General features: G+C 46.4%; 27 protein-coding genes. 1 reads left to right on the top strand and 26 read right to left on the bottom strand.

Annotation, left to right across the window (positions count from 1 at the left end):
- Nucleotides 1-40: 40 nt before the first annotated feature.
- The 10 genes from purL to NtB2_RS01500 form a co-directional block, all read right to left on the bottom strand.
- Nucleotides 41-2242: a phosphoribosylformylglycinamidine synthase subunit PurL gene (purL, locus tag NtB2_RS01545; RefSeq protein ID WP_109245189.1), complete on the bottom strand. Its 2202-nt coding sequence runs from the start codon at nt 2240-2242 to the stop codon at nt 41-43.
- A complete protein-coding gene (gene purQ, locus NtB2_RS01540; RefSeq protein ID WP_109245188.1) occupies nt 2242-2928 on the bottom strand; it encodes a phosphoribosylformylglycinamidine synthase subunit PurQ in 687 nt (228 codons plus the stop codon). The genes purL and purQ overlap by 1 nt, the downstream gene beginning before the upstream one ends.
- On the bottom strand, nt 2925-3167 hold the full coding sequence (gene purS, locus NtB2_RS01535) for a phosphoribosylformylglycinamidine synthase subunit PurS (protein ID WP_109245187.1): 243 nt from the start codon (nt 3165-3167) through the stop codon (nt 2925-2927). The genes purQ and purS overlap by 4 nt, the downstream gene beginning before the upstream one ends.
- A complete protein-coding gene (gene purC, locus NtB2_RS01530; protein ID WP_109245186.1) occupies nt 3167-3880 on the bottom strand; it encodes a phosphoribosylaminoimidazolesuccinocarboxamide synthase in 714 nt (237 codons plus the stop codon). The genes purS and purC overlap by 1 nt, the downstream gene beginning before the upstream one ends.
- 102 nt (nt 3881-3982) lie before the next feature.
- Nucleotides 3983-4414, bottom strand: a complete 432-nt coding sequence (gene msrB / locus NtB2_RS01525; RefSeq protein WP_109245185.1) for a peptide-methionine (R)-S-oxide reductase MsrB — start codon at nt 4412-4414, stop codon at nt 3983-3985.
- A gap of 115 nt (nt 4415-4529) precedes the next feature.
- Complete coding sequence (locus NtB2_RS01520) at nt 4530-5006, bottom strand: ArsC/Spx/MgsR family protein (protein WP_109245184.1); 477 nt, start codon at nt 5004-5006, stop codon at nt 4530-4532.
- 803 nt (nt 5007-5809) lie between these two features.
- Nucleotides 5810-8173: a formate C-acetyltransferase gene (gene pflB / locus NtB2_RS01515; protein WP_109245183.1), complete on the bottom strand. Its 2364-nt coding sequence runs from the start codon at nt 8171-8173 to the stop codon at nt 5810-5812.
- A gap of 388 nt (nt 8174-8561) precedes the next feature.
- Nucleotides 8562-9356: a prolipoprotein diacylglyceryl transferase gene (gene lgt / locus NtB2_RS01510; RefSeq protein WP_109245182.1), complete on the bottom strand. Its 795-nt coding sequence runs from the start codon at nt 9354-9356 to the stop codon at nt 8562-8564.
- A 3-nt stretch (nt 9357-9359) separates the two neighbouring features.
- Nucleotides 9360-10295 carry an HPr(Ser) kinase/phosphatase gene (hprK, locus tag NtB2_RS01505; RefSeq protein ID WP_109245181.1) on the bottom strand — a complete coding sequence of 312 codons (936 nt, stop codon included), beginning with the start codon at nt 10293-10295 and terminating at the stop codon, nt 9360-9362.
- Nucleotides 10296-10519: 224 nt separating this feature from the next.
- On the bottom strand, nt 10520-10852 hold the full coding sequence (locus NtB2_RS01500; protein ID WP_109245180.1) for a MoaF-related domain-containing protein: 333 nt from the start codon (nt 10850-10852) through the stop codon (nt 10520-10522).
- 56 nt (nt 10853-10908) lie between these two features.
- Here NtB2_RS01500 and NtB2_RS01495 point away from each other — a divergent pair.
- A protein-coding gene (locus NtB2_RS01495; protein WP_109245179.1) for an IS3 family transposase occupies nt 10909-12035 on the top strand; the annotation gives its coding sequence in 2 pieces (ribosomal slippage) (nt 10909-11125 and nt 11125-12035; 1128 coding nt in all).
- A 48-nt stretch (nt 12036-12083) separates the two neighbouring features.
- On the opposite strand, the gene NtB2_RS01490 is transcribed toward NtB2_RS01495, so the two are convergent.
- From NtB2_RS01490 to NtB2_RS01415, 16 genes are all read right to left on the bottom strand, one after another.
- On the bottom strand, nt 12084-12284 hold the full coding sequence (locus tag NtB2_RS01490; protein ID WP_109245178.1) for a hypothetical protein: 201 nt from the start codon (nt 12282-12284) through the stop codon (nt 12084-12086).
- Nucleotides 12285-12382: 98 nt separating this feature from the next.
- On the bottom strand, nt 12383-13111 hold the full coding sequence (locus NtB2_RS01485; protein ID WP_125194929.1) for a hypothetical protein: 729 nt from the start codon (nt 13109-13111) through the stop codon (nt 12383-12385).
- Between the two features lie 173 nt (nt 13112-13284).
- Nucleotides 13285-14040, bottom strand: coding sequence for an acetyl-CoA carboxylase carboxyl transferase subunit alpha (gene accA / locus NtB2_RS01480; protein ID WP_109245176.1), 756 nt, complete (start codon nt 14038-14040; stop codon nt 13285-13287).
- Nucleotides 14033-14881, bottom strand: a complete 849-nt coding sequence (gene accD / locus NtB2_RS01475) for an acetyl-CoA carboxylase, carboxyltransferase subunit beta (RefSeq protein WP_109245175.1) — start codon at nt 14879-14881, stop codon at nt 14033-14035. Before accD ends, accA begins: the two co-directional genes overlap by 8 nt.
- 110 nt (nt 14882-14991) lie before the next feature.
- On the bottom strand, nt 14992-16359 hold the full coding sequence (gene accC, locus NtB2_RS01470) for an acetyl-CoA carboxylase biotin carboxylase subunit (RefSeq protein ID WP_109245174.1): 1368 nt from the start codon (nt 16357-16359) through the stop codon (nt 14992-14994).
- 9 nt (nt 16360-16368) lie between these two features.
- The gene (gene fabZ, locus NtB2_RS01465; RefSeq protein ID WP_109245173.1) at nt 16369-16803 is read right to left on the bottom strand and encodes a 3-hydroxyacyl-ACP dehydratase FabZ; all 435 of its coding nucleotides are present in this window, start codon (nt 16801-16803) and stop codon (nt 16369-16371) included.
- 9 nt (nt 16804-16812) lie between these two features.
- On the bottom strand, nt 16813-16995 hold the full coding sequence (locus NtB2_RS01460; RefSeq protein WP_109245172.1) for a hypothetical protein: 183 nt from the start codon (nt 16993-16995) through the stop codon (nt 16813-16815).
- Nucleotides 16992-17456 (bottom strand): acetyl-CoA carboxylase biotin carboxyl carrier protein, encoded by a 465-nt coding sequence (gene accB, locus NtB2_RS01455; protein ID WP_109245171.1) that lies wholly within the window; start codon nt 17454-17456, stop codon nt 16992-16994. The genes NtB2_RS01460 and accB overlap by 4 nt, the downstream gene beginning before the upstream one ends.
- A gap of 8 nt (nt 17457-17464) precedes the next feature.
- Nucleotides 17465-18691 (bottom strand): beta-ketoacyl-ACP synthase II, encoded by a 1227-nt coding sequence (fabF, locus tag NtB2_RS01450; RefSeq protein WP_109245170.1) that lies wholly within the window; start codon nt 18689-18691, stop codon nt 17465-17467.
- A 12-nt stretch (nt 18692-18703) separates the two neighbouring features.
- On the bottom strand, nt 18704-18898 hold the full coding sequence (locus tag NtB2_RS01445; RefSeq protein ID WP_109245169.1) for a hypothetical protein: 195 nt from the start codon (nt 18896-18898) through the stop codon (nt 18704-18706).
- A 61-nt stretch (nt 18899-18959) separates the two neighbouring features.
- Nucleotides 18960-19691: a 3-oxoacyl-[acyl-carrier-protein] reductase gene (gene fabG / locus NtB2_RS01440; RefSeq protein WP_109245168.1), complete on the bottom strand. Its 732-nt coding sequence runs from the start codon at nt 19689-19691 to the stop codon at nt 18960-18962.
- 2 nt (nt 19692-19693) lie between these two features.
- Complete coding sequence (gene fabD / locus NtB2_RS01435; RefSeq protein ID WP_109245167.1) at nt 19694-20614, bottom strand: ACP S-malonyltransferase; 921 nt, start codon at nt 20612-20614, stop codon at nt 19694-19696.
- A gap of 97 nt (nt 20615-20711) precedes the next feature.
- Nucleotides 20712-20936: an acyl carrier protein gene (locus NtB2_RS01430; RefSeq protein ID WP_109245166.1), complete on the bottom strand. Its 225-nt coding sequence runs from the start codon at nt 20934-20936 to the stop codon at nt 20712-20714.
- A gap of 71 nt (nt 20937-21007) precedes the next feature.
- Nucleotides 21008-21985: a beta-ketoacyl-ACP synthase III gene (locus NtB2_RS01425; RefSeq protein WP_109245165.1), complete on the bottom strand. Its 978-nt coding sequence runs from the start codon at nt 21983-21985 to the stop codon at nt 21008-21010.
- Nucleotides 21986-22426: a MarR family winged helix-turn-helix transcriptional regulator gene (locus NtB2_RS01420; RefSeq protein ID WP_109245164.1), complete on the bottom strand. Its 441-nt coding sequence runs from the start codon at nt 22424-22426 to the stop codon at nt 21986-21988.
- A gap of 318 nt (nt 22427-22744) precedes the next feature.
- On the bottom strand, nt 22745-23049 hold a 305-nt coding region (locus tag NtB2_RS01415), incomplete at its 5' end, for an integrase core domain-containing protein (protein WP_165814932.1).

Here is a 23049-nt window from a genome sequence, read left to right as displayed (position 1 = left end):
GTAGGCAAAATAAAAACCAGGTCTCTCAACCTGATTCATCCTATTTCATCAAATTAGGAATCGCTGTCTCATAAATCTCAAACAGCTCATCCGTCGCCAATTCAAGGCCGTCGATTTTCAGCACGGCTTCTTCTGTCACAGTTCCCAGCTTCGTCGCCTGAGCACCTGCCAGAGCCTCAAAATCAGCTACAGCCTCAGGCTTCACAGACAGGACAAAGCGTCCCTGACTCTCGCTAAAGAGCTGTGCTGATGACAAGCCAGTCGTCACATCAACACCAAACTTACCTGCAAAGGCAGACTCAGCCAAGGCAACAGCCAGCCCCCCTTCTGACAAGTCGTGCGCTGAAGCCACAATACCAGCCTGAATCACCTTCAAGACAAGGTCTTGATTGGCCTTCTCAGCTTCCAGGTCAAAGTCGATGGTCCCTGACAGCTTGCCTGTCAGCATCTTTTGAAGCTCAGAGCCTGCAAAATCGTCCTTTGTCTCACCGACCAGGTAAATCACATCGCTAGCAGACTTGAAATCTTGCGTGGTAATCTGGTCAGTATCTTCAATCAAGCCAACCATACCAATCATTGGTGTTGGCAAAATCGCTGAACCGTTGGTTTCATTATAAAGTGAAACATTCCCAGAAATAACGGGTGTATCCAAAGCCAAGCAGGCACGTGAAATACCGTCAGCAGCAGTCGACAATTCCCAGAATTGTTCTGGCTTTTCAGGATTTCCAAAATTAAGACAATCTGTGATAGCCAAAGGTTTCCCACCTGAGGCGACAATGTTTCGTGCCGCCTCAGCAACTGCAATCGCGCCACCTTTTTCTGGATCAAGATAGAGATAGCGGGCGTTACAATCGGTTGTCATGGCAAGGGCTTTACGCGTGCCACGCACACGCAGGACAGCGGCATCAGAGCCTGGTGCAACGACCGTATTTGTCATCACACGAGAGTCATAGGTCTCATAGATTGAACGTTTAGATGCAATCGTAGGTTGTGCCATGATCGCCTTCAAAGTGCTTGCTGGGTCTTTCACTTCAGGAATGAACTTCTCTGCTGCCCCAAACTCAGCAATACGCGCAGGGACTTCTGATTCACGGTAATAAGTCGGTGCATCTTCAGCCAAGGAATCTACAGGGACTTGAGCGACCATTTCACCTTTATGGTAAAGGGTATAGAAGCCGTCATCCGTCACATGACCGATATTGACCGCATCAAGGTCATATTTCTTAAAGACATTGACAATTTCTTCTTCGTGTCCTTTTTTAACACAAAGCACCATCCGTTCTTGACTTTCTGACAACATCATTTCATAAGGAATCATGCCTGTTTCACGCTGTGGCACGTCGTCCAAATTCAAGACAAGGCCCGAACCCGCTTTAGATGCCATTTCAGATGTTGAAGAAACAAGTCCAGCAGCACCCATATCTTGAATGCCAACAAGCACATCGCCGTGCTCTTGAATCACTTCAATACAAGCTTCAAGGAGCAATTTCTCCATAAATGGATCGCCGACTTGAACCGCTGAACGCTGGGTTTCATTTCCAGAACCAAATTCTTTAGAGGCAAAGCTGGCACCATGAATGCCATCACGACCGGTCTTGGCACCCACGTAGAAAATCGAATTGCCCACACCTTTGGCTTGACCTTTTTGGATATGTTTGTGTTCAATCAAACCGACACACAAAACGTTGACCAAAGGATTGCCTGCATAGCTTTCGTCAAAGGCAACTTCACCACCAACGGTCGGAATCCCGATACAGTTACCGTAACCCGCAATCCCAGCAGTGACTTGATCAACGATATGGCGAGTCTTTTGATTGTCAATTTGACCAAAACGCAAACTATCGAGAATAGCAATCGGACGGGCACCCATCGAGAAGATGTCACGGATAATCCCGCCAGAACCTGTCGCCGCGCCCTCGTAAGGCTCGACATAAGAGGGATGGTTGTGGCTTTCAGCCTTGAAGACCACCGCGAGGTCATCGCCAATATCAACGACACCAGCACCTTCACCAGGCCCCATCAGGACTTGAGGTCCAGTTGTCGGGAATTTTTTCAAAACGGGTTTAGAGTTCTTGTAACAGCAGTGCTCAGACCACATGACCGCATACATGCCTGTTTCCGTAAAGTTCGGAAGGCGACCGCCTAAGATTTCTTGAACCTTTGCGTATTCTTCCTCTGACAGTCCCCAGTCGAGGTAGATTTTACTGTCGCGGATTTGTTCTGGACTCATTTCGATGGTCATTAAGCCTTTACCTCTTCTTCTTTATTGACAAAATTCTTCAAAACACTCGCAAACAACTTCGCACCGTCAGCCCCACCGAGGAGTGCTTCAACCGCACGTTCTGGGTGGGGCATCATGCCGAGGACATTTCCTGCTTTGTTGGTAATTCCTGCGATGTTTTCTACGGAACCATTTGGATTTTTGCCGACATAAGTGAAAGCAATTTGATTATTCGCTTTCAAGTCCGCAAGTGTTGCTTCGTCAGCGATATAGTGGCCTTCTCCGTGGGCAATCGGGAGTTTGATCACTTCATTTTCTGCATATTCACTGGTAAAATCCGTTTGATTATTAACCTGCAGCCCTTGCCATTTACTGACAAACTTCAAGCTGTCATTACGGATAAGCGCGCCAGGCAAAAGTCCAGCTTCAATCAAGATTTGGAAGCCGTTACAAGTGCCAAAGACAGGTTTCCCTTCCTCTGCCAAGCGCTTGATTTCTGGCATGATATTGGCAAATGAAGCAATCGCACCACAACGCAGGTAGTCTCCATAGCTGAAACCACCAGGAATTAAGACGCCGTCAAAGCCTTCGAGCGAGTCGCTGTCATGCCAGATAAACTCGGCTTCAGCGCCCATGATGTCACGAATCGCCCAAAGCAAGTCAAAGTCACAGTTTGAGCCTGGAAATTGAATCACTGCAAACTTCATTCAGAAACCTCCACACGATATGTTTCCATATTTGGATTAGCCAACAACTCATTAGAAAGCTTTTCAACTTGCTCTTGAGCAGAAGCCACATCCCCCGTCACTTCAATCTCAAAGTATTTCCCGATACGAACGCCTGAGATTTGGTCAAAGCCAAGTTTTGCTGCTGCCTTTTGTACTGCTTGCCCTTGAGGGTCTAAGATTGAGTCTTTGTAAGTCACATACACTTCGATTTTTGCCATTATTTTGCTGCCTCCAATTTTTCTAACACTTTTTCATAAACACTAATCAAGTCACCCAAGTTCCGGCGGAAAACATCCTTATCCATGTGCGAACCATCTGCCGCCCAGAGTCTTGAGGTATCCGGCGATATCTCATCTGCCAGAATAATCTGCCCATCAGGAAGTCGTCCAAACTCCAGCTTGAAATCAATCAAGGTCAAGTCCAGCTCAGCCCACATCGCCTTCAAAAAGTCATTGATCCGGCGGGTTTCCTTTTTCAGATACTCGATTTCAATTTCTGTGGCCAGATTCAAAAAGCGAACATGCTCATCGTTGATAAAGGGGTCGTCCAAGGCATCGTCCTTGTAGTAAAACTCGACGATTGGCTCAGGCAGGACTTCACCTTCGTTGATCCCCAAGCGCTTTGAGAAGGAACCAGCCGCCACATTGCGCAAGACCACTTCCAGAGGAATGATTTCTACCTCACGATTTAATTGTTCGGTTTTAGAGAGCATTTTGATGAAATGCGTCTCAAAGCCGGCCTGATTGAGCTTCTCAAAAATCAATGATGTAATCTGATTATTGAGCTCACCCTTGCCGGCAATCTGCTCTTTCCGGGCTCCATTAAGAGCGGTCGCCTGGTCCTGGTATGCCACCCAAAGCACGCCTTCATCGCTTGTCTTGTAAAGCTTCTTCGCCTTGCCCTCGTAGAGCAATTCCCCTTTTTCTGTCACAACAGCCTCCTTGTTTTCTATAATCTAAGTCTAACTTTTTTAACAGTGAAAAAAAAGACGGAGTGAACTTCGCTCCAGCTTTTTATTTTTATTGTTCGGATTTTAATTAAAATTGTCTTTATATTCTCCGTAGCCTTCTTTTTCAAGATTTTCAAAAGGCACAAAGCGAAGGGCAGCAGAGTTGATGCAGTAACGCAGGCCGCCTTCTGCGGCAGGCCCATCTGTAAAGACATGGCCCAGGTGGCTGTCTGCCCCTTTAGAACGAACTTCGACCCGTTCCATACCATGAGACTGGTCCCGCTTCTCCTGGATTTGCTTGCGGTCGATGGGCTTGGTAAAGGCCGGCCAGCCACAGCCAGAATTATACTTGTCCTCACTAGTAAAGAGGGGCTCGCCACTGACAATATCGACATAGAGGCCTTTTTCAAAAAAGTCATCAAATTCGTTCGTGAAAGGAGCCTCTGTGCCGTTTTCCTGAGTGACCCGGTAGCTTTCTGCAGAAAGCCGGGCCTTGAGTGCTTGTTTATCTTCCATTTTGTTCTCCTTTCCTAATTAAGACCATTATACAAGACTTTTAGAGGAAATGAACGAGATTTTAACTGGGATTTTCTGTGATTTTCTCAGATAAAAAAGAGCTAAAAGCTTACTTTTAGCCCTTGTCTACTCTGATTTTCTTTTCGCCCTGAGTCGCATCAGATTTACCAAAATTGATGGCACGATAGCCATAGAGAGTGACACCCCGCATCACACGGGCAGTATCCCTGCGGTTTCTTGAGCGGAAGGTACGGATTTGCTCAGCAGAAAAGCCTACTGTCAGTTGCTTCTTCTCAAAATTGACCAAAAGGCCGTTTTTGAAGACCTGAGGATGCATGAGGAGGAGCTTCATAAAGAAGTTGGCCTTGAGTTCAGAAAAGTTTCCGACTTCCTCATAAAGGGTCTGATACTCGTAGGACTGGTAGTTGATGATGTTGTCAAAGCCATCCTCACAAAGGCTGAGGATTTCCCTCAGATGCGTCATCGTCATCTCTGAGGTCGGCAACTCAATAAAATCTATGTCTTCCCGGAGAAGCCAGTCCCGTATCGAGCTGGTCACCCGGTCTTTTTTTGTGTAAAAGAGGTAATTCATGTTATCTAGTATAGCTTCTTTTGGAGGAGAATGCAATGAAAATCCCTCGGGGGATTTGTGCCTTGCAGGCGGCTTTTCCCTTCGGGGTTGGGGATGTTTCTAATAATGGAGTGCTCGGGGAGCTAGCTTCGACTATTTCTAAGTGTCTCTTAGTCTCCCTGCGGGAGCCGTCGAGCCACTAAGAAATAGTACTTGCGGATCTCCCCTGTGCGGAAGACTAAGCAGCAAAGCTGCTTGTCTTCCCATTATTAGAAAATCCCCTTTTTTAGGGCTTCGCCCTCGCCTGCGGCGAATCGCTTCGCGTTATTAGAATAAGGACTTCGCCTTTCCGCCTTTGAAAGGCGGACCGCTTCGCGGCTTTGGCTTAGCCAAACGGCCGAAGGGCTAGCTCAGGGGATTTTCTAGTAGTGGGATTACCGACAGCTCTGCTGTCGTGTAATCCGCGGAGCGGAAATCCGCAAGTAGTGTTGCTTTGCCCTGCGACGGCTCGTGCAAGCGAGACTGCCCGAGGGTCTTAGTGTTTTAGCACTTAGACTTCCGGGACAGCCTGACCTCATATCGAAGATGTGAGGTTGTTGGCTAAGTAGGGCTTAGCAACAATCGAAGCTAGTTCCGCGAGCACCCACTACTAGAAACATCCCCAACCCGAAGGGAAAAGTCGCCTGCAAGGTACAAAAGTGGAAAGCTTCGCTTTCTTTATTCGCCACCTTTTTTGCAGACTTTTGGTCAAGATTGCTCCCCTTGGTCGCAATCTTTCCTCAAAAGTCTAGCAAAAAAGCCCCGAAAGGGACTTTCAATTTCAATTAGATGTTAGATGTATGCATTACTTCATCATCATCTTGTGAAAGGACTTCGTGGAAGACACGTTCAGTCAATTCTTGTTTTTGTTCTGCTGTGAGGTATTTAGTGTTAACACAGTATCCAGAGATACGTACGATAACATCTTCACCAGCCATGATCTTGTCATAAACGTCTTTGAGGTCCATAACGTTCAAGTTAACGTGTTGACCAGCCATGTCTGTACCAGCCATCAATTGGCCTGGTGTGAAGTAGCCATCAAGGATTTGAACGAGGTTGTCGACTTGTTCGTCACGGGTCTTACCAAGGGCACGTGGTGAGACTTGAGTTGTCAATGAAATACCGTCGTTGGCATGTTTGAAGTCCAATTTAGCGAGTGAACGCAAGTTTTGGAGCCATCCACCCTTAGCCTTGTTAGATGGGTTCGCACCTGGTGAGAAGAATTCAAGTTTAGACTTGTTCACTGTACCATCTTCGTTGAGGAATACACCCTTGTGGACTGGTGAGTTACCAGTTTGTTTAGAGTATGCCACGTTTGAAGTGATGGTAAGGAGTGAAACAGTTGCTTCAGCGTTCTTATAAAGTTGGTGACGTGAAAGTTTTTCGTGGTACATCTTCATCACGAGTTTAGCGATGTCATCGACACGGTCATCATCTTCACCATAGCGTGGGAAGTCTCCAGTTGTTTCGTAGTCGTAGATGTAGCCATTTTCATCACGGATAGTCTTAACTTGTCCGTATTTGATTGCTGAAAGTGAGTCTACTGTATTTGCGAAACCACAGATACCGAATCCCATGTTAGCACGAACTTTTGTCGGCAAGAATGCCATTTGAACTGCTTCATAGTTGTACTTATCAGTCATGTAGTGGATGATATTCATCGCATCAACATATGTATCAGTCAACCAGTCAAGCGACTTGTCGAAGTTTGCCATAACGGTATCGTAGTCAAGGATTTCGTCACGGACAGGTTCGATGTCGAAGACTTTATAGTCTTTATGAACGTCATCATAACCACCGTTCAGACCTGTCAACATTGCTTTAAGCACGTTTACACGGGCACCGAAGTACTGGATGTTGTGGCGGCCTTCTTCTGATTCTGGGTCAAGTGGAGACACACAGCAAGAGATACAAGACATTTCACCGTAACCGTCTTTAGCCATTGTTTCAACACCTTCGTATTGGATTGAAGAGTGTTTGTGGCTCATAGACATGGCGTAACGCTTGAATGAGTATGGGAGTTTAGAATCCCAAAGGACTGTCAAGTTTGGTTCTGGCGCGTTACCGATGGTATCCAAAGTGTTGAGGAAACGGTAGTCCATCTTAGTGACACGGTGGCGTCCGTCGTTACCCATACCAGCCATAGAAGTGGTGATGAATGTTGGGTCACCTGAGTAAAGCTCATCATAGGCAGCAGCACGAGCGAACTTCATCGTACGGAGTTTCAATACGAAGTCATCAACAAATTCTTGGATTTCTTCTTCTGTGAATGTTCCGCGAGCCAAATCACGTTCTGCATAGATGTCAAGAACGATTGGTACACGTCCGAGTGAAGTTGCAGCACCGTTGATGACACGACATACTGCCATGTAGGCGATGTTCACCCATTGGATGGCTTCTTTAGTGTTCATTGCTGGACGACGAACGTCAAGACCGTAAAGTTCACCGAAGTTTACAACTTGTTGCAATGCTTGATATTGCATGTTGATTTCTTCTTTAAGGCGAATGTTTTCTTCGTTGATTTCAGTGATGGCATCCCACTCTTTAGCTTTTTCCTTCATGAGGTAATCGGCACCGTAGAGGGCAAGACGTGCATAAACACCAATGATACGTCCACGTGAGTAAGCATCAGGCAAACCTGTTACAGTGTGAGCGTGACGTGCTTTACGGATAGCTGAAGTGTAAGCACGGAAGATACCGTCATTTACTGAAGTCATTGTTTGGCTGAGAATATCATGGAGCTTAGGATCTACTTCAAGACCGTGTTCAGTCAAGATTTTTTCAGCAACACGCAAACCACCTTTTGGCATGAAGTTCAAACGGAAAAGTTCCTTGTTTTGCATACCGTAGATCAATTCAAGGTCTTTGTTGTTTGGATCAACATAGCCTGCAGGGATCTTGTCGATAGAAGTAACGACATCAGTATCAAATGGGAAGCCGACTTCTTCATAGTGAGCTTTAGTGTCTTCAATGATTTTCTTTACTTTGAGGGTACGTTCTGTCGCACCTGCCAAGAAAGTTTCGTCTCCATCGTAAGGCGTGTAGTTAGATTGCACGAAGCGAGTAACGCTGGCTTTATCTTGCCAGTCAGTTCCTTTGAACCCGTCCCAGGCTTGTTCAAAAATGTTTTCTGTGACTTCTGTTTTCATGGTTGCAAGTCTCCTTTGTCTATAACGACTGTTTTAGTGTACATGATTATTATATCATACAGAAAAGGGAAATCAATACGAAATCTGAAATGTAATCACTTTCTTTACTAGTACAGTTAGGCATATTTCGGATTCTGTTATATTTTCTTGAGAATAAAAAAGAAGCTGTTTTACTTCTTTTGATAGGTAGCCTTTCCTTCCGGAAATCGGGCAAGACACAGTGGGGCCGCTAGTTCGATTGGAAAGAGCTCTGACCCAGCAATGTGACCTCCAGGAGCATTGGGAGCCAGAATAAGGAAAACTATGTTTTTCTCCTTACATCGCTAAATGGCGAGCCCTTACGGTCTCGCCATTTGCCTTTTTCACAGTGTTTTCAGAATTTCCTCTACTACACTTTTAACGTTTTTCTTTTTCTTCTCACAATAATCAAGACTAGGCCGACAAGGACAAGAACGGCCGAGAGCATCTGCGACACACGCAAGGGTCCTATCATCAAGCTGTCTGTCCGCATGCCTTCAACGATGAAGCGGAGACTGCCGTACCAGATAAGGTAGAAAAAGAAGACTTCGCCTCGTTTGAGATGGAGGCGATGGCGGAAGAGCATGATGAGGGCGAAGCCAATCAGGTTGCCGATACTTTCAAATAAAAAGGTCGGGAGCCTGTAGGCCCCGTCGATGTACATCTGCTTCTGCATCCATCTAGGAAGCCAGTTGAGATTGCTGACGGCACGTCCATAAGCTTCTTGATTGACAAAATTTCCCCAGCGACCCATGGCCTGGGCCAGCATGATGCCTGGAATATAGATGTCCATCATGTCTAGGGGCCGGAGTACTCTGTAGTAACAAAAGACGAAGATGACGATGGCAATGGCAATTAACGAGCCATAGATGGCTCCACCACCGTCCCAGAGGGCAATGATTTGGTCAGGATGCTGGCTGTAGTAGCCCCACTGGAAGATGACATAGTAAGCCCTGGCTCCGACCAAGGCAAAGGGGACCGACCAAATCATCAGGTCTGTCACATCATCTGAAGATATCTTCTTTCTGGCTCCTTCTCGCAGGGCCAGCCAAAAGGCGATGGCACCGCCCAGCGTGATGAAAATCGCGTACCAGTGAATGGCAAAGGGGCCAAGTTGTAAGGCAATTTTACTCAGGGCCAGGCTTGGCAGTGAAATTTCTTGCATGTCTTAATTCTTTTCACTTTCATTTTGTTCAATCAGGGCGGTCAGGCGGTCTTCAAAGGTCTGAGTGGCATCGTAGCCCATCGCCTTGGCCCGGAAGTTCATAACTGCTGCCTCGATAATACTGGCCACGTTTCGACCGGTCTTAACCGGAATCGTAATCTGGGGCACTTCAACTTCAGCGAAGCTGACATGATGGATGCCATTGCCCAGGCGGTCAAATTCTTTTTCTGTATCAAAAGGTTCAAGATAGATCGCAAGGGTCACGTCTGAAGAAGATTTGACGGCACGGGCACCATAAAGGTTCATCACATCAATGATGCCGACACCACGGAGCTCAAGCATGTTTCGAAGGACCTCAGCCGGCTCGCCAGCAAGCGTGAAGGCATCCCGCTGGTAGACATCAACCCGGTCGTCAGCGACCAGACGATGTCCACGCCCGACCAAATCAAGGGCCGTTTCAGACTTACCAATCCCACTAGCCCCCTGAATCAGGACACCGACCCCATAAATATCCATGAGGACACCGTGAATGGTAAAGCGTTCGGCCAGCTCTTCATCCAGATAGGTCGTAATGATCGAGCTCAGACGGCTGGTCCCCTCTCTTGACTGGAGAATGGCCACATCCTGTCGCTTGGCTGCCGCAACCATCTCGTCCGGTACTTCTAAGCCCCGGGCCACGATGATGACAGGCGTTACCTCAGTCATGATGGCCTTGAAGAGGTCATAGCGCTCATCGCCGACCACATTCATGGCATAAGACCACTCCTTCATCCCAAAAAGCTGGATACGTTCAGGCTGGAAGTAGTCAAAATAGCCCGACATCTCCAGGCCCGGCCTGAGAATATCTGAGGTGGAAATTTCCTTTTTCAAGGCAGTCTCTGTGATATAGATAGGGGTGAACGTGATTTTTTTCATCAGGTCAGCGACGGTTACTGGCATAGGTTTTCCTTCTTTGGCTTTTTCTAAATTATAACATATCGGTGGGGAAGGCGGGGAAAAGCTTTGCTTTTGCTGGTTATTTTCTTATTGAAAATGTCAGCAGTTCGCCAACATCAGTAGCTCTTGCCTATCACTACTTTCAGAGATATTAGGTCATAGAAGCTTGTTAGTCAAAAAAAGCACCTCTCAATTGAAGTGTTTTTCATCATCTTGCCCTTAGTAAATCACTCAGGAAAGCGAATCACACCATGATTCACCAGATGTCCACGACCACCCCGAGCAGCTTCCTGATCCCAGGTCATAAAGGTATCGACTTCCATCTTATTGAAATCAAGAATCTGAGAGACGACCACGCCTGCTTCTTCGACCCAGTTGACAAAGAAAATATCATCAGCCAACTCTTTATAGAAGTAAGTTTCTGTCTCAGTCATCGGACCACCATCGGTCCGCTCTTTGAGCGAGGTAAACTTGAGTTCGCTATCACTGAGATAATCAATCTGGAAGAGATAGCCGTTTTCGTAATCGACAACAATCGCTTTTCCGTTATATTTGAACATGTGATGTTATCCTAGAAAAATGGACAGCCGTTTAGGTAATTTGGTACACTCAATTTATGGTTAAACGATATGAACAAGGTTTCAAAGAAACTCTAGTAGAACTTTATGACTCAGGGCAAAGTGTTCCGAGTCTATCAAGCGAATATGGTATTGCACAAACGACACTTTATAAATGGATTGAAAAATACTCAAAGAAAGGAGGACAAGAGTACTCTAAGGCTGATTTTATTGCCATCAAGAAAGAATTATCTCGTGTCCAAGAAGAACGTGACCTCTTAAAAAAAGTATTGACCCTATTCGCCGAGAAAAAGAAATGACCAACCCAGAAATGATTCGGATGATTCAAGAAGAACACTTAAATATTACCCAATCTTGCCTCCTATTTGGACTCAATCGCTCGAGTTTTTATGACCAAACACAACGGAAACTTTCTTCTTCAGAACAACGTAGAAGAACTTTAGCCCTTGAGATTAAATCACTCTATGAATCCTCTAAACAAATTTATGGTGCGCCTAAAATTCATCATCAGTTGGCTCAAAAAGGAATAACTGTTGGTCTTAAACTTGTCCAGAAGCTCATGCATGAACAAGGAATAAAGTCAGTTGTTAATAAGAAATTTAAACCTGCGAGAAATAAGTCAGATAATATTTCAAGAGAGAATCTTATCGTTATTGAACCTCACGCAATGAATCAAGTTTGGTCAACGGACATTACTTACATTCATACACAGACCCAAGGCTGGGTTTATCTCTCAACGATTATGGACCGCTATTCTAAGAAAATCATTGCCTGGGACATCAGTCAGAGAATGACGACTGATTTAGTCAATAGAACACTAGAGAAAGCGATTCGACTTAGAGGCACTTCTAAGGGTCTATTGCTTCATTCTGACCAAGGGAGTCAATATACAAGTCACGAGTACAACCAGCTTCTTGAGAGTCATAAAATCAAACATTCCTACAGCCGCAAGGGTTATCCTTATCACAATGCGAGCCTTGAATCTTGGCATGGTCACCTTAAAAGAGAATGGCTTTATCGTCATTCTATTAAGGACTTCAATCAAGCTAAGCATGAGGTCTTTTGGTATATTGAGAGCTTCTATAATAATAATCGAATTCATCAAGGGCTCAATTATTTAACGCCCAATGAATTCGAAAATAAACAACTAAAATTAGCCGCATAGGCAGAAAGGTAATTTACCCATTTTGGTGTCTAGTTTCTTGACTTAATGTCAGGCATCATCCAATCCCTCAAAGGTTTGATTGAACTTTGAAAGACCTGTATATTGAGCTTCCTGAAGGTAATTATATACCTTATCCTGAGTTAATTCACTGGCTGCTTGCTGATCCGTACTCGAATTTGAGCAAGCGGCTAGTCCCCCGAAACCAAGCATCATAAGCAGGATTATCACAGCTACTTTTAATTTTTTCATATTATTTCTCCTATAAAATGTATAAGTAAAGCAATTATCTCAGCGTTTTTACAGCTTTCTGAAAATCCACCCGCGATAGTTCTCTTTCGTTTATTGTTTTACTTCTTAAAAGTGAGTGTTACATCGTTTGAAGTGTCCTTAAGACTAATCTTTCCCCAAAGATTTTTACTATACTTAAACTGCTTCGTTCCTAGCGTGTAACCGGACATCGTCAATGTCCCCCCTGAAACATAATATGTTCCATCCGTACTGCCACTACCACTACCATAGTCGCCCGTCTGATAACTCCACGAGCCTCCAGTTGAGGATGTTTCTGTAAAAGTAATCTTATCAGCATCTGTCACGAAGTAGAGCAGTCCGATATTTTCACTTATCGTATCACTCGTTGCGTGGTATGTGCCATTAGGTGGCGTTCCCGTATTGACGATATTTCCGATTCCCCATATTGCAAAGCCAATCGCAACGATAGCTATGACCACAACTCCCCACACAGATTGTTGTTTCTTTTGCAAATAGGTTATCCGGTTTCCTGAGGCGTATGAGCTCGCCAGAGACTTCACTCCTAGAACAGTAGTCGGCGTAATATTTCCTACTTTATTCGCCTCAGCTGTTTGCGTAACTTTTTGTTCCGTCTGAATTTTTGGATGCTCTTCTTTAGGCGGAATATCACCCGTCTTGTTTATATTGGGGATTGTCGCATCATTCTCTGATGCATCCGACATATTTTCAATCTCTCCATTTTTAATGGCTGTCCGAAAATCTTCCAAGGTCGGCTCTCTATCATTTATCAGTTTGAAATACTCCCGCCATCTTTCTTTTGTTGCCATATTTTTTCCTTTCACCTTGGATTTTAATTTCATTCAGTTTTATTCAATTAGATGTTTGAGGTGAAGAATGAGATCATTCAAAGACAAGTCTAAAAAATAGCGATGACTCAGATTTGACGGATGATTTTGACTCTGTCTAAGTATTGGAGTTCAAAAAAAAAGAGCTACTGCTCTTAATATTTCCTAAAACGTTCATAACGCTGTTTTTCAAGTTCTTCAGAAGACATGCCAGAGAGCTCTACCAGATTCTCACGAATCGCTGTCTTCAGATTCTCTTCCAAGTTATCCTCAGCAATCACACCGTCAACAACCCCGCTCTCAAAGAGCTTGTCAGAAGTCATCTTCATGAGCTCCGCCGCCTCATCACGCCGTGAACCGTCCTTCCATAAGATGGTCGCGAAGCCTTCTGGTGATAAGACCGAATAGACGGCATTTTCAAGGATGTAGACCTTATTGGCAACCGCCAAGGCCAGTGCACCACCAGAGCCGCCTTCACCTGTGATAAAGGTCAGGACGGGCACGGAGAGGTCGGACATCTCAAGGAGATTGCGGGCAATGGCTTCACCCTGTCCCCGTTCTTCGGCTTCAATCCCTGGGTAGGCACCTGCTGTGTTGACAAAAGTAATGACTGGACGGCCAAATTTTTCGGCCTGCTTCATCAGGCGGAGGGCCTTGCGGTAGCCATTTGGTGAGGGTTGACCAAAGTTGGTCGCCAGGTTTTCTTCAAGGTTTTTACCCTTTTGAATTCCGATGACTGTGACCGCCTGTCCTTCAAACCTAGCAATGCCGCCCACTACGGCTTCATCGTCCATGAACTGACGGTCGCCGTGAAGCTCGAAGAAGTCATCAAAGACCGTCTCAAAAATTTCACGTGCAGAAATTCGGTCAGCCGCCCGGGCTTTATTAATAATTTCAGCAATCTTAGACATGATGCACCTCCAACAAGAATGCGAGTTTTTCCTTGAGCTCTGTCCGCTTAACAATGGCATCTACGAAACCATGACTCTGCAGGAACTCAGCCTTTTGGAAGTCATCAGGCAGGGTCTGGCGGACGGTCTGCTCGATGACCCGACGGCCGGCAAATCCAATCAGTGACTGGGGTTCAGCCAGGATAATATCACCCAGCATGGCGAAACTCGCGGTCACACCGCCTGTGGTAGGGTCTGTCAAAACCGTGATATAGAGCAGGCCGGCATTAGAATGCTGCTTAACGGCAGCAGAAATCTTTGCCATCTGCATGAGGCTCATAATCCCCTCCTGCATGCGGGCCCCACCAGAGGCCGTAAAGACGATAACGGGAAGCCTTTCAGCTGTCGCATGCTCAAAGAGAAGGGTCAGCTTCTCACCGACCACCGTCCCCATTGAAGCCATGATAAAGCTTGAATCCATGATAGCAAGGGCTGTCTTTTGTCCCTTGATTGTCGCGATCCCTGTGACGATGGCTTCATCAAGCCCAGTCTTCGCCTTCGTCTGTTCCAATTTCTCAGAATAGCCTGGGAAATCCAGTGGGTTCTTCGTTTCAATCCCTGTAAACATTTCTTCAAAATCATCAGCAATCAAGGCCAGACGCTCTGAAGCGGTAATTCTAAAACTGTAACCACAATGTGGGCAAATCTTCTCATCGCCCAGGTCCTTGTTGTAAATCGAGTGCTTACAGCTCGGACATTTTGCAAAGAGCTCATCTGGCACTTCTGGCTGAACTTGCTCTTGATTTCTCACCGCCCGATTGGGATTGATTTTAATATACTTTTTCTTTTGAAAGAGGGCCATGCTTCTTTTCCTTTGACATTTCAAATAATTAACTATCCCTTATTATACCAAAAATTTAAGGATCTGGCAGAGATTCTTTCTGTTTTTAAGACATAAAAAAAGACTATGCATTAGTCTTCTTTCAAATATTCAGGTAAGAAAGTTTCTCCCAAGAAACCTGTATTATAGTCGCCTGCGATGACATGAGGGTCAGAGATGAGCTCGAGCTGAAAGTCGATATTGGTCGTCAGGCCTTCCACATCAAACTCCATCAGGGCCCGCTGCATCTTCATCAGGGCTTCAAAGCGGTTTTCGCCGTGGACGATGACCTTGGCAATCATGCTGTCATAGTATGGCGGAATCGTGTAGCCTGCGTACATGGCAGAGTCAACACGGAGGCCGACACCACCTGACGGTAGGTAGAGGCTTTGGATCTTTCCTGGACTTGGAGCAAAGTTGAATTTAGGATTTTCAGCATTGATTCGGCATTCGATGGCGTGGCCCTTAAAATGCACGTCTTCCTGCTTGACAGAAAGTTCCTCACCGTTAGCAATCCGGATTTGTTCCTTGACAATGTCAACACCAGAGACAAACTCAGAGACTGGGTGTTCGACCTGGACACGGGTGTTCATTTCCATGAAGTAGAAATTGCCTGAGGCTTCATCAAGGAGGAACTCGATGGTACCCGCATTTTCGTAGCCCACCGCTTCGGCTGCCATCACCGCAGCAGAGGTGATTTTTTCACGGAGGCTAGCCCCAACGGCGACAGAAGGACTTTCTTCAAGGACCTTCTGGTTATTCCTTTGAAGTGAGCAGTCCCGTTCTCCAAGATGAATCACATTGCCCTGGCTATCACCAAGAATTTGCACTTCAATGTGACGGGCAGGATAGATCATCCGCTCGATGAACATGGCGCCGTTCCCGAAGCTGGCCTTGGCTTCTGCTGTAGCCGCTTCAAAGGCAGGGATGAGTTCTTCAGCTGAAGAAACCTTACGGATGCCCTTACCACCGCCGCCGGCAGAGGCCTTGAGCATGATAGGATAGCCGATTTCATTAGCAATAGCTAGCGCTTCATCGGTCGTGTAGACTTCGCCTTCAGAACCCGGTGTGACAGGGACACCGGCCTTACGCATCCGGTCTCGGGCATTGATCTTGTCTCCCATTGAGTCCATGACTTCTGCAGATGGGCCGATAAATTTGATATTCATCTCTTCACAGAGGCCGACAAACTTCGAGTTTTCTGATAAGAAACCAAAGCCTGGGTGGATGGCTTGCGCTCCAGTAGCGATAGCTGCTTCAAGGATATTATTCATATTGAGATATGAATCGGTCGCACGGGCTGGCCCGACACAGATGGCTTCGTCAGCCAGTGCCACGTGGAGAGCATCCTTATCTGCTTCTGAATAAATCGCGACGGTTTCAATACCGAGTTCACGGGCTGCACGGATAATCCGGACTGCAATCTCGCCACGATTGGCGATGAGAATTTTGTTAAACATAATACTTCCTTATTTACCCAGAGCGAAGGTTAAAGTCCCTTTCGCCGCAAGCTTTCCGTCGACCTTGGCGTCAGCCTCTACGACTGCAATCGGACCACGGCGTTTGATAAATTTAGCATGGAGAACCAGTTGATCGCCTGGCACAACCTGCTTCTTGTATTTGACATCATCCATGCCGGCATAAAAGACGAGCTTCCCCTTGTTTTCAGGCTTTGAAAGCTCAAGAACACCGGCAGCCTGAGCCAGGGCCTCCATGATAAGGACGCCTGGCATGACTGGGTATTGCGGGAAGTGACCTTGGAAGAATTCTTCATTGATAGTCACATTCTTAATCGCTGTGATTTCATCTTCTGAGATATCAATCACCCGGTCTACTAAGAGCATAGGATATCGATGAGGCAGGGCCTCCATGATTTTTGTGACGTCGATGTTTACTTCAGACATTTAATCTCCTTATAGGGAATGAGTCAGAAACTTTACAAACCAGTAGCCTACATAGCCCCAGCTCAAGAAGCCGTGCCAGATAGCTGACCACCAGTTGTTGGTCACTGCAAGATTCATTCCTAGAGCAAGCAGAAATCCAGTGCCGTAAAAAGCACCTGAGACATCTGCATCTACTTTAATCTCTTTTTTCATTTGATACGAACCAGTTCTTGGCCGTATTCGACGACATCTTCAGGGCTGACCATGATTTCAGTCACGACACCATCAGCTGGAGCCGGGATTTCATTCATGACCTTCATCGCCTCGATAATGAGGAGGGTCTGGCCTTTTTTGACTGTGTCACCGACCTTGACAAATTCAGATTTATCAGGGGCTGGCTTGAGGTAAGCCACGCCGACGAGGGGACTTGTGACCGCTTCGCCTTCAGCTGAGCTATTTGCTGAAGCTACCGCTTCAGTTGGAGCTGCTGTCTCACTAGCGGCAGGTGCTACTGGAGCTGCGACTGCTACTGGATTCGCAACTGCTGCAGCGGGAGCAGCATGGCCGTCATTTTTAGAAAATGAGAGCTGGTCAGAGCCATTGTTCCAAGCAAATTCACGGAGACTTGATTGGTCAAACTCGTGGAGGAGTTCTTCTACTTCTTTGATGTTCATTTTACTTCTTATTCTCCAGTCCATTTCTTAAAGGCAAGCACGGCGTTGTGACCACCAAAACCGAAGTCTTGGCTGATGGCAACATCGATGTTTGCTTCTTTACCTTCACCGAGGACAACGTTGATGGTCATGCCTTCGTCAAGTTCTTTTGTTCCAGCGTTGACTGGAGCAAAGTTATTTTCCATAGCCATAATGGTCGCAACAGCTTCGATAGAGCCTGTTCCGCCGAGGGCATGGCCGTGGAATGACTTAGTAGATGAGACCAGGGCCTTGTCACCGATGACATTGTGGATGGCCTTGCTTTCAGTTTCTTCGTTGGCGTGAGTTGAAGTTCCGTGGGCATTGACATAGTCCACTTCTTCGGCCTTAAGACCGGCTTCATCGAGTGCCAATTGGATGGCTTTTTCAGCACCTGTACCAGATGGTGTCGTCATGTGGAAGGCATCGTTGGTGTTACCGTAACCGACGATTTCAGCAAGGATATTGGCACCACGTGCTTGGGCGTGTTCCAGGCTTTCAAGGATTACAGCACCAGCTCCTTCACCCATGACAAAACCATCACGGTCTTTGTCAAATGGGCGGCAGGCGATTGTTGGGTCGGTCTGCTTAGAGAGGGCAGTCAGGTTCGCAAAACCAGCAATACCGAGTTCGCAGATGGCTGCTTCAGCACCACCGGCAATCATGGCGTCAGCGTAGCCGTGTTTGATTTCACGGAAGGCTGAACCGATAGAGTTGGCACCAGCCGCACAGGCAGTGACTTCGGCACGTGAAACACCACGGGCTCCGGTACGGAGGGCTACGTTACCTGTCGCCATATTGGCAATGGCAAGTGGTACATAGAGTGGTGCCACTTTACGTGGACCTTTAGCAGCGATAACCTGGGCATTCTTTTGTGATTGCTCCAAACCACCGATACCAGAAGCCATGATACAGCCGAGACGGTCAAAGTCAGTATTTTCTTCTGTCAAGCCTGACATGTTAAAGGCATCAAGCGCAGCATGCACAGCGTAAAGGCTAAAAGTATCCATACGACGGGCATCTTTTTTCTCAAAATATTTATCAAATGGAAAATCTTTAACTTCTGCTGCTACTGAAATGCCTGTTGCTTCAGCATCAAAGTGGGTGATAGGACCAATCCCGCTCTTGCCAGATTTGAGGCTGTTCCAAAATTCTTCTGGGCTGTTCCCGATAGCAGATACGACACCGTATCCTGTAATAACGACGCGATTTGTCATTGTTTACTCCTTTTATTGAAATGAGAGGCCGACCCAAAAGAGGGTCAGGCTCATCAGTAGATAGATGACCTCTAGTAGAAAGACCAGAGGGCCTATGATGTTAAAGGCCAGATACTTTCTCTTGACCAGGCAGTAGGCCAGGCCTAGAAAAGAAATCAAAGCGATTGCCATCAAACTTTGGTCAACAAGCTGATGAAAAATCAGCATCTGTAGCCAAGCGAATGTACTTATTATAAACGAAAGATGAAAAAAGTTAAACTTTTTCATCTTACATGACCATGCCACCGTCGATGGTCAGGACTTGACCTGTCATATAGTCTTGCTCAGCCAGGAAGGTCACGACAGTCGCCACTTCTTCTGGGCTACCGAAACGCTTCATTGGGATTTGTCCCAGCATCATCTCTTTGACCTTGTCAGAAAGCTCTGCCGTCATGTCAGAATCGATGAAACCTGGAGCGACAGCGTTAACACGGACGTTACGGCCGGCGACTTCACGGGCGATTGACTTGGTCAGACCGATAAGGCCGGCTTTTGAGGCCGCATAGTTGGCTTGACCAGCATTCCCCATGAGGCCAACGACTGAGCTGATATTGATGATCGCTCCCTCGCGGGCCCGGGTCATAGGTTTGAGGACAGCCTGCGTCATGTTGAAGGCACCGGTCAGATTGATTTTAAGGACACTCTCAAAGTCTTCTTCAGACATTTTCAGCGAGAGGCCATCCTTGGTGATGCCGGCGTTATTGACGAGAATGTCGACAGAGCCGAGACCTTCAGTCGCCTCAGCGACCATGCGTTTGGCATCTTCTGAGCTTGAGATGTCGCCAGAGATCCCGATGGCTTTGACACCATGAGCTGTAAACTCGCTCAAGAGCTCGTCTGTGATCGCAGAGCGGCCGTTGATGATGACGTTACTGCCTGCCTGTGCAAACTGCATGGCAATCGCCTTACCAATTCCACGGGTCGAACCTGTGATAAAGACGTTTTTATTTTTAATATCCATAATTAAATTCCTGTTAATTTTTCAAAATCTGCCAGATTTTCTACATTGCTAAAGTCAGCAGACTTATCGATTTTCTTGATAAAGCCAGAGAGGACCTTGCCTGGGCCGACTTCGATAAAGCGAGTCGCACCGAGTTCCTGCATGGTCGCGACAGACTCATAAAAGCGGACCGGTTCTTTGACCTGGCGGGTCAATAAGGCCTTAACCTCATCATTCTTCATGACCTGGGCGGTCGTGTTGGAAATCAGCGGGAGCTGGAAGGCAGAGAAGTTGACCTTCTCGAGTTCAGCCGACAGCTTGACGGAGGCAGGCTCTAAAATGGCCGTATGGAAGGGGCCAGAGACCTTGAGCTCAATCAGGCGTTTGGCTCCGGCTTCTTGCAGGAGTTCAACGGCATAATCAACGGCCTCAACTTCTCCGCCAATGACAATCTGTGACGGCGTGTTGTAGTTGGCTGGACTCACGATACCCTTAGAAGCCGCCTTCTGACAGATTTCTTCAATCAGGGCTGGGTCAGTGTTCATGACCGCCACCATCTTACCGGAACCGGTCGGAGCAGCTTCAGTCATGTATTGACCACGCTTAGCCACCAGCTGGACGGCATCATCAAAGCTGAGTGCTCCAGAAGCTACCAAGGCTGTGTATTCGCCAAGGCTAAGGCCGGCTACCATGTCAGGCTTGACGCCGTGTTCTTCAAGTAAGCGAAGAATGGCCACAGAGGCTGTCAAAATCGCAGGCTGGGTGTATTGGGTCTCATTGAGCTTGGCTTCGTCTGAGTCGACGATCTCTCTCAGGTCATAGCCCAGGAGCTCGCTTGCCCGGTCAAAAGTCGCTTTGACGACATCATAAGTATCATATAAATCCCTGGTCATGCCCAGTTTTTGGGCCCCTTGACCAGAAAATAAAAAGGCTGTTTTTGTCATTTTACTTTGCATTTTCTAATGAAGTGGAAAGAAGAAAAAGAGAGGCTCTACTGCCAACAAAGGCAGCCTGACAGAATCTGTCGAGCCTCTTTCATTCTTATTTAGCGTTTGCCTCTACGTATTTCACCAAGTCAGAGACAGTCTTGAGGTCTTCGTCAGTGTCAACTTCAACGTCGAATTCATCTTCGATGTCGTTGATGATTTGGAAGAGGTCAAGTGAGTCAGCGTCAAGGCTTTCAAAGGTTGTATCCATTTGGATTTCGTCTTTTTCTTTGCCAAGTTCGTCTGCGATAATATCTTGCACTTTTTCAAATACAGCCATGATATTTCTCCTTTAATTTTAGAAAATATTTTATTATAAGCAGCTAGGCTGCGGTTATAACCATTGTGTTATTAAATGTGGATGACCAGGCTTCCCCAGGTCAAGCCCCCACCAAAGCCAGTCAGGACCAGCTTTTGTGAGCCGTCCAGGCGGACCTTGCCAGATTCGACAGCTTCTGACAAGAGAATCGGGATGGTCGCCGCACTGGTGTTACCGTATTCTTCCATATTTTGGAGGAATTTTTCCCGGTCAGCACCGAGTTTTTTCGCCATCTTATCAAGAATCCTTGAATTAGCCTGGTGGAGCATGAAGTAGTCGATATCGTCCACTTCATAGTCAGCCAGCTCAAGCGTAGCCTTGATGTTCTTTGGCACGTCTCTGACAGCGAAATCAAAGATGGCCCGGCCATCCATCTGGAGGCTTGTTTTTTCCTTCTCTATTATATCAGAAAAGGGAGAATTTAGCTCTAATTGATTCACCGTTAAACTGCCACCACGGCTACCATCGCTCTCAAGCTTTTCAGCAATCACAAGCGGTTGGCTGTCATCGGCTTCAAGCAAGACACCGCCAGCCCCGTCTCCAAAGAGGACGGCTGTGGTCCGGTCTGTCCAGTCGATGGACTTGGAGAAGACCTCGGCCCCGATGACCATACCCCGCTTGTAGCCGCCAGCAATCAGCTTTTCAGCTGTGGACAAGGCAAAGACAAAGCCTGAGCAGGCCGCAGCCAAGTCATAGGCAAAGGCCCGATTTGCTCCTATTTTAGACTGAACAAGAGCCGCCGTGCTTGGCATGGTCGAATCTGGTGTGATGGTCGCGACGATAATAAAGTCGAGCGTATCCGCCTCGTAGCCCGTCTGCTCAAGGAGTTTTTGGCCGACCTGGGCGGCCAAGTCTGAGGTGTTTTCATCGATAGAGATGTGACGTCGTTTGATACCGGTTCGGGAATAAATCCATTCGTCGCTAGTATCCATGATTTTTGCCAGGTCGTCATTGGTCACGACTTGCTCTGGCACGCTGTGTGCGACAGCTTTTATTTTTGCAAAAGGCATTTATTTCATATCCTCAAGATGCTTGTGCAAGCTCGAAAGCTCGCCAGCCAACTTGTTTTCTGTGGTGCCATAGACGGAATTCATCAGGCTTTCAGTAATGCTACGGAAGTACTCTCTATGCTTGGCACAGAGGGCTTCTCCCTCGTCAGTCAGGGCGACATGGGTCACCCGACGGTCTTTTTCAGAGCGGTCCCGCTTGATGTAGCCCTTGCTTTCTAGGCGGTTGAGCGTAATCGTGATGGTCGAGAGGGCCAGCTTCTGGTTTTTGGCAATATCGGTTGCCCGGCAAGAACCCAGCGTATGGACCAGTGTCAGCTGTTGGAGCTCTTTCACTGTGACCTCAGAATAGTCGGATTCTTTTAGGAACTGTTCTTCTAATATCATAAAGTCGTGGAAGAGCTGAATCAGCCATTCATTGACCTGGTCAAAATCTGTTTTCATTAAGCCTCTGTTTTATACTGCTAATAGTTTTCTGTATCAAATTATATCACAAATTATATTTTTTACAAGAATTTATTCTTTTGCTGTCGCTTGACAGTTTTGTTGAGTCTGGTAGAGAGGTAAGATAACTGCTCTTTGGGGTGTTATGTGTCAGTCAGGCAGGCTGAAACTTCAACTTATTTGTAAATTACGCTATCTTGAACCTTATCTTGTCATTATCTAAAAATTATTATTTATAATACCATCTAGCGATTTTTTTATTACCTTTGACATTAAGTCAAGAAACTGGACACCAAAATGGGTAAATTACCTTTCTGCCTATGCGGCTAATTTTAGTTGTTTATTTTCGAATTCATTGGGCGTTAAATAATTGAGTCCTTGATGAATTCGATTATTATTATAGAAGCTCTCAATATACCAAAAGACCTCATGCTTAGCTTGATTGAAGTCCTTAATAGAATGACGATAAAGCCATTCTCTTTTAAGGTGACCATGACAAGATTCAAGGCTCGCATTGTGATAAGGATAACCTTTACGACTGTAAGAATGTTTGATTTTATGACTCTCAAGAAGCTGGTTGTACTCGTGACTTGTATATTGACTCCCTTGGTCAGAATGAAGCA

It is taken from the genome of Lactococcus termiticola, from assembly GCF_003116835.1.
Lineage (GTDB): Bacteria > Bacillota > Bacilli > Lactobacillales > Streptococcaceae > Lactococcus > Lactococcus termiticola.
The sequence above is the reverse complement of the archived record's forward strand: the minus strand, read 5'-3'. Positions and strand labels throughout refer to the sequence as shown.

Bases quoted from the DNA above. Each gene is read 5' to 3' on its own strand.
- NtB2_RS01500 (WP_109245180.1), bottom strand. From the start codon at position 10,852: ATGTTCAAATATAACGGAAAAGCGATTGTTGTCGATTACGAAAACGGC.
- hprK (WP_109245181.1), bottom strand. From the start codon at position 10,295: ATGCCAGTAACCGTCGCTGACCTGATGAAAAAAATCACGTTCACCCCT.
- purL (WP_109245189.1), bottom strand. From the start codon at position 2,242: ATGACCATCGAAATGAGTCCAGAACAAATCCGCGACAGTAAAATCTAC.
- fabF (WP_109245170.1), bottom strand. From the start codon at position 18,691: ATGACAAATCGCGTCGTTATTACAGGATACGGTGTCGTATCTGCTATC.
- fabZ (WP_109245173.1), bottom strand. From the start codon at position 16,803: ATGTCTGAAGTAAACATCGACGTCACAAAAATCATGGAGGCCCTGCCT.
- NtB2_RS01460 (WP_109245172.1), bottom strand. From the start codon at position 16,995: ATGAAAAAAGAGATTAAAGTAGATGCAGATGTCTCAGGTGCTTTTTAC.
- NtB2_RS01420 (WP_109245164.1), bottom strand. From the start codon at position 22,426: ATGAAAACAGATTTTGACCAGGTCAATGAATGGCTGATTCAGCTCTTC.
- msrB (WP_109245185.1), bottom strand. From the start codon at position 4,414: ATGGAAGATAAACAAGCACTCAAGGCCCGGCTTTCTGCAGAAAGCTAC.
- NtB2_RS01430 (WP_109245166.1), bottom strand. From the start codon at position 20,936: ATGGCTGTATTTGAAAAAGTGCAAGATATTATCGCAGACGAACTTGGC.
- purS (WP_109245187.1), bottom strand. From the start codon at position 3,167: ATGGCAAAAATCGAAGTGTATGTGACTTACAAAGACTCAATCTTAGAC.
- NtB2_RS01425 (WP_109245165.1), bottom strand. From the start codon at position 21,985: ATGCCTTTTGCAAAAATAAAAGCTGTCGCACACAGCGTGCCAGAGCAA.
- accA (WP_109245176.1), bottom strand. From the start codon at position 14,040: ATGTCTAAGATTGCTGAAATTATTAATAAAGCCCGGGCGGCTGACCGA.
- fabG (WP_109245168.1), bottom strand. From the start codon at position 19,691: ATGGATATTAAAAATAAAAACGTCTTTATCACAGGTTCGACCCGTGGA.
- purQ (WP_109245188.1), bottom strand. From the start codon at position 2,928: ATGAAGTTTGCAGTGATTCAATTTCCAGGCTCAAACTGTGACTTTGAC.
- accC (WP_109245174.1), bottom strand. From the start codon at position 16,359: ATGTTTAACAAAATTCTCATCGCCAATCGTGGCGAGATTGCAGTCCGG.
- NtB2_RS01490 (WP_109245178.1), bottom strand. From the start codon at position 12,284: ATGAAAAAATTAAAAGTAGCTGTGATAATCCTGCTTATGATGCTTGGT.
- fabD (WP_109245167.1), bottom strand. From the start codon at position 20,614: ATGACAAAAACAGCCTTTTTATTTTCTGGTCAAGGGGCCCAAAAACTG.
- accB (WP_109245171.1), bottom strand. From the start codon at position 17,456: ATGAACATCAAAGAAGTAGAAGAACTCCTCCACGAGTTTGACCAATCA.
- NtB2_RS01445 (WP_109245169.1), bottom strand. From the start codon at position 18,898: ATGCTGATTTTTCATCAGCTTGTTGACCAAAGTTTGATGGCAATCGCT.
- pflB (WP_109245183.1), bottom strand. From the start codon at position 8,173: ATGAAAACAGAAGTCACAGAAAACATTTTTGAACAAGCCTGGGACGGG.
- accD (WP_109245175.1), bottom strand. From the start codon at position 14,881: ATGGCCCTCTTTCAAAAGAAAAAGTATATTAAAATCAATCCCAATCGG.
- NtB2_RS01485 (WP_125194929.1), bottom strand. From the start codon at position 13,111: ATGGCAACAAAAGAAAGATGGCGGGAGTATTTCAAACTGATAAATGAT.
- lgt (WP_109245182.1), bottom strand. From the start codon at position 9,356: ATGCAAGAAATTTCACTGCCAAGCCTGGCCCTGAGTAAAATTGCCTTA.
- NtB2_RS01520 (WP_109245184.1), bottom strand. From the start codon at position 5,006: ATGAATTACCTCTTTTACACAAAAAAAGACCGGGTGACCAGCTCGATA.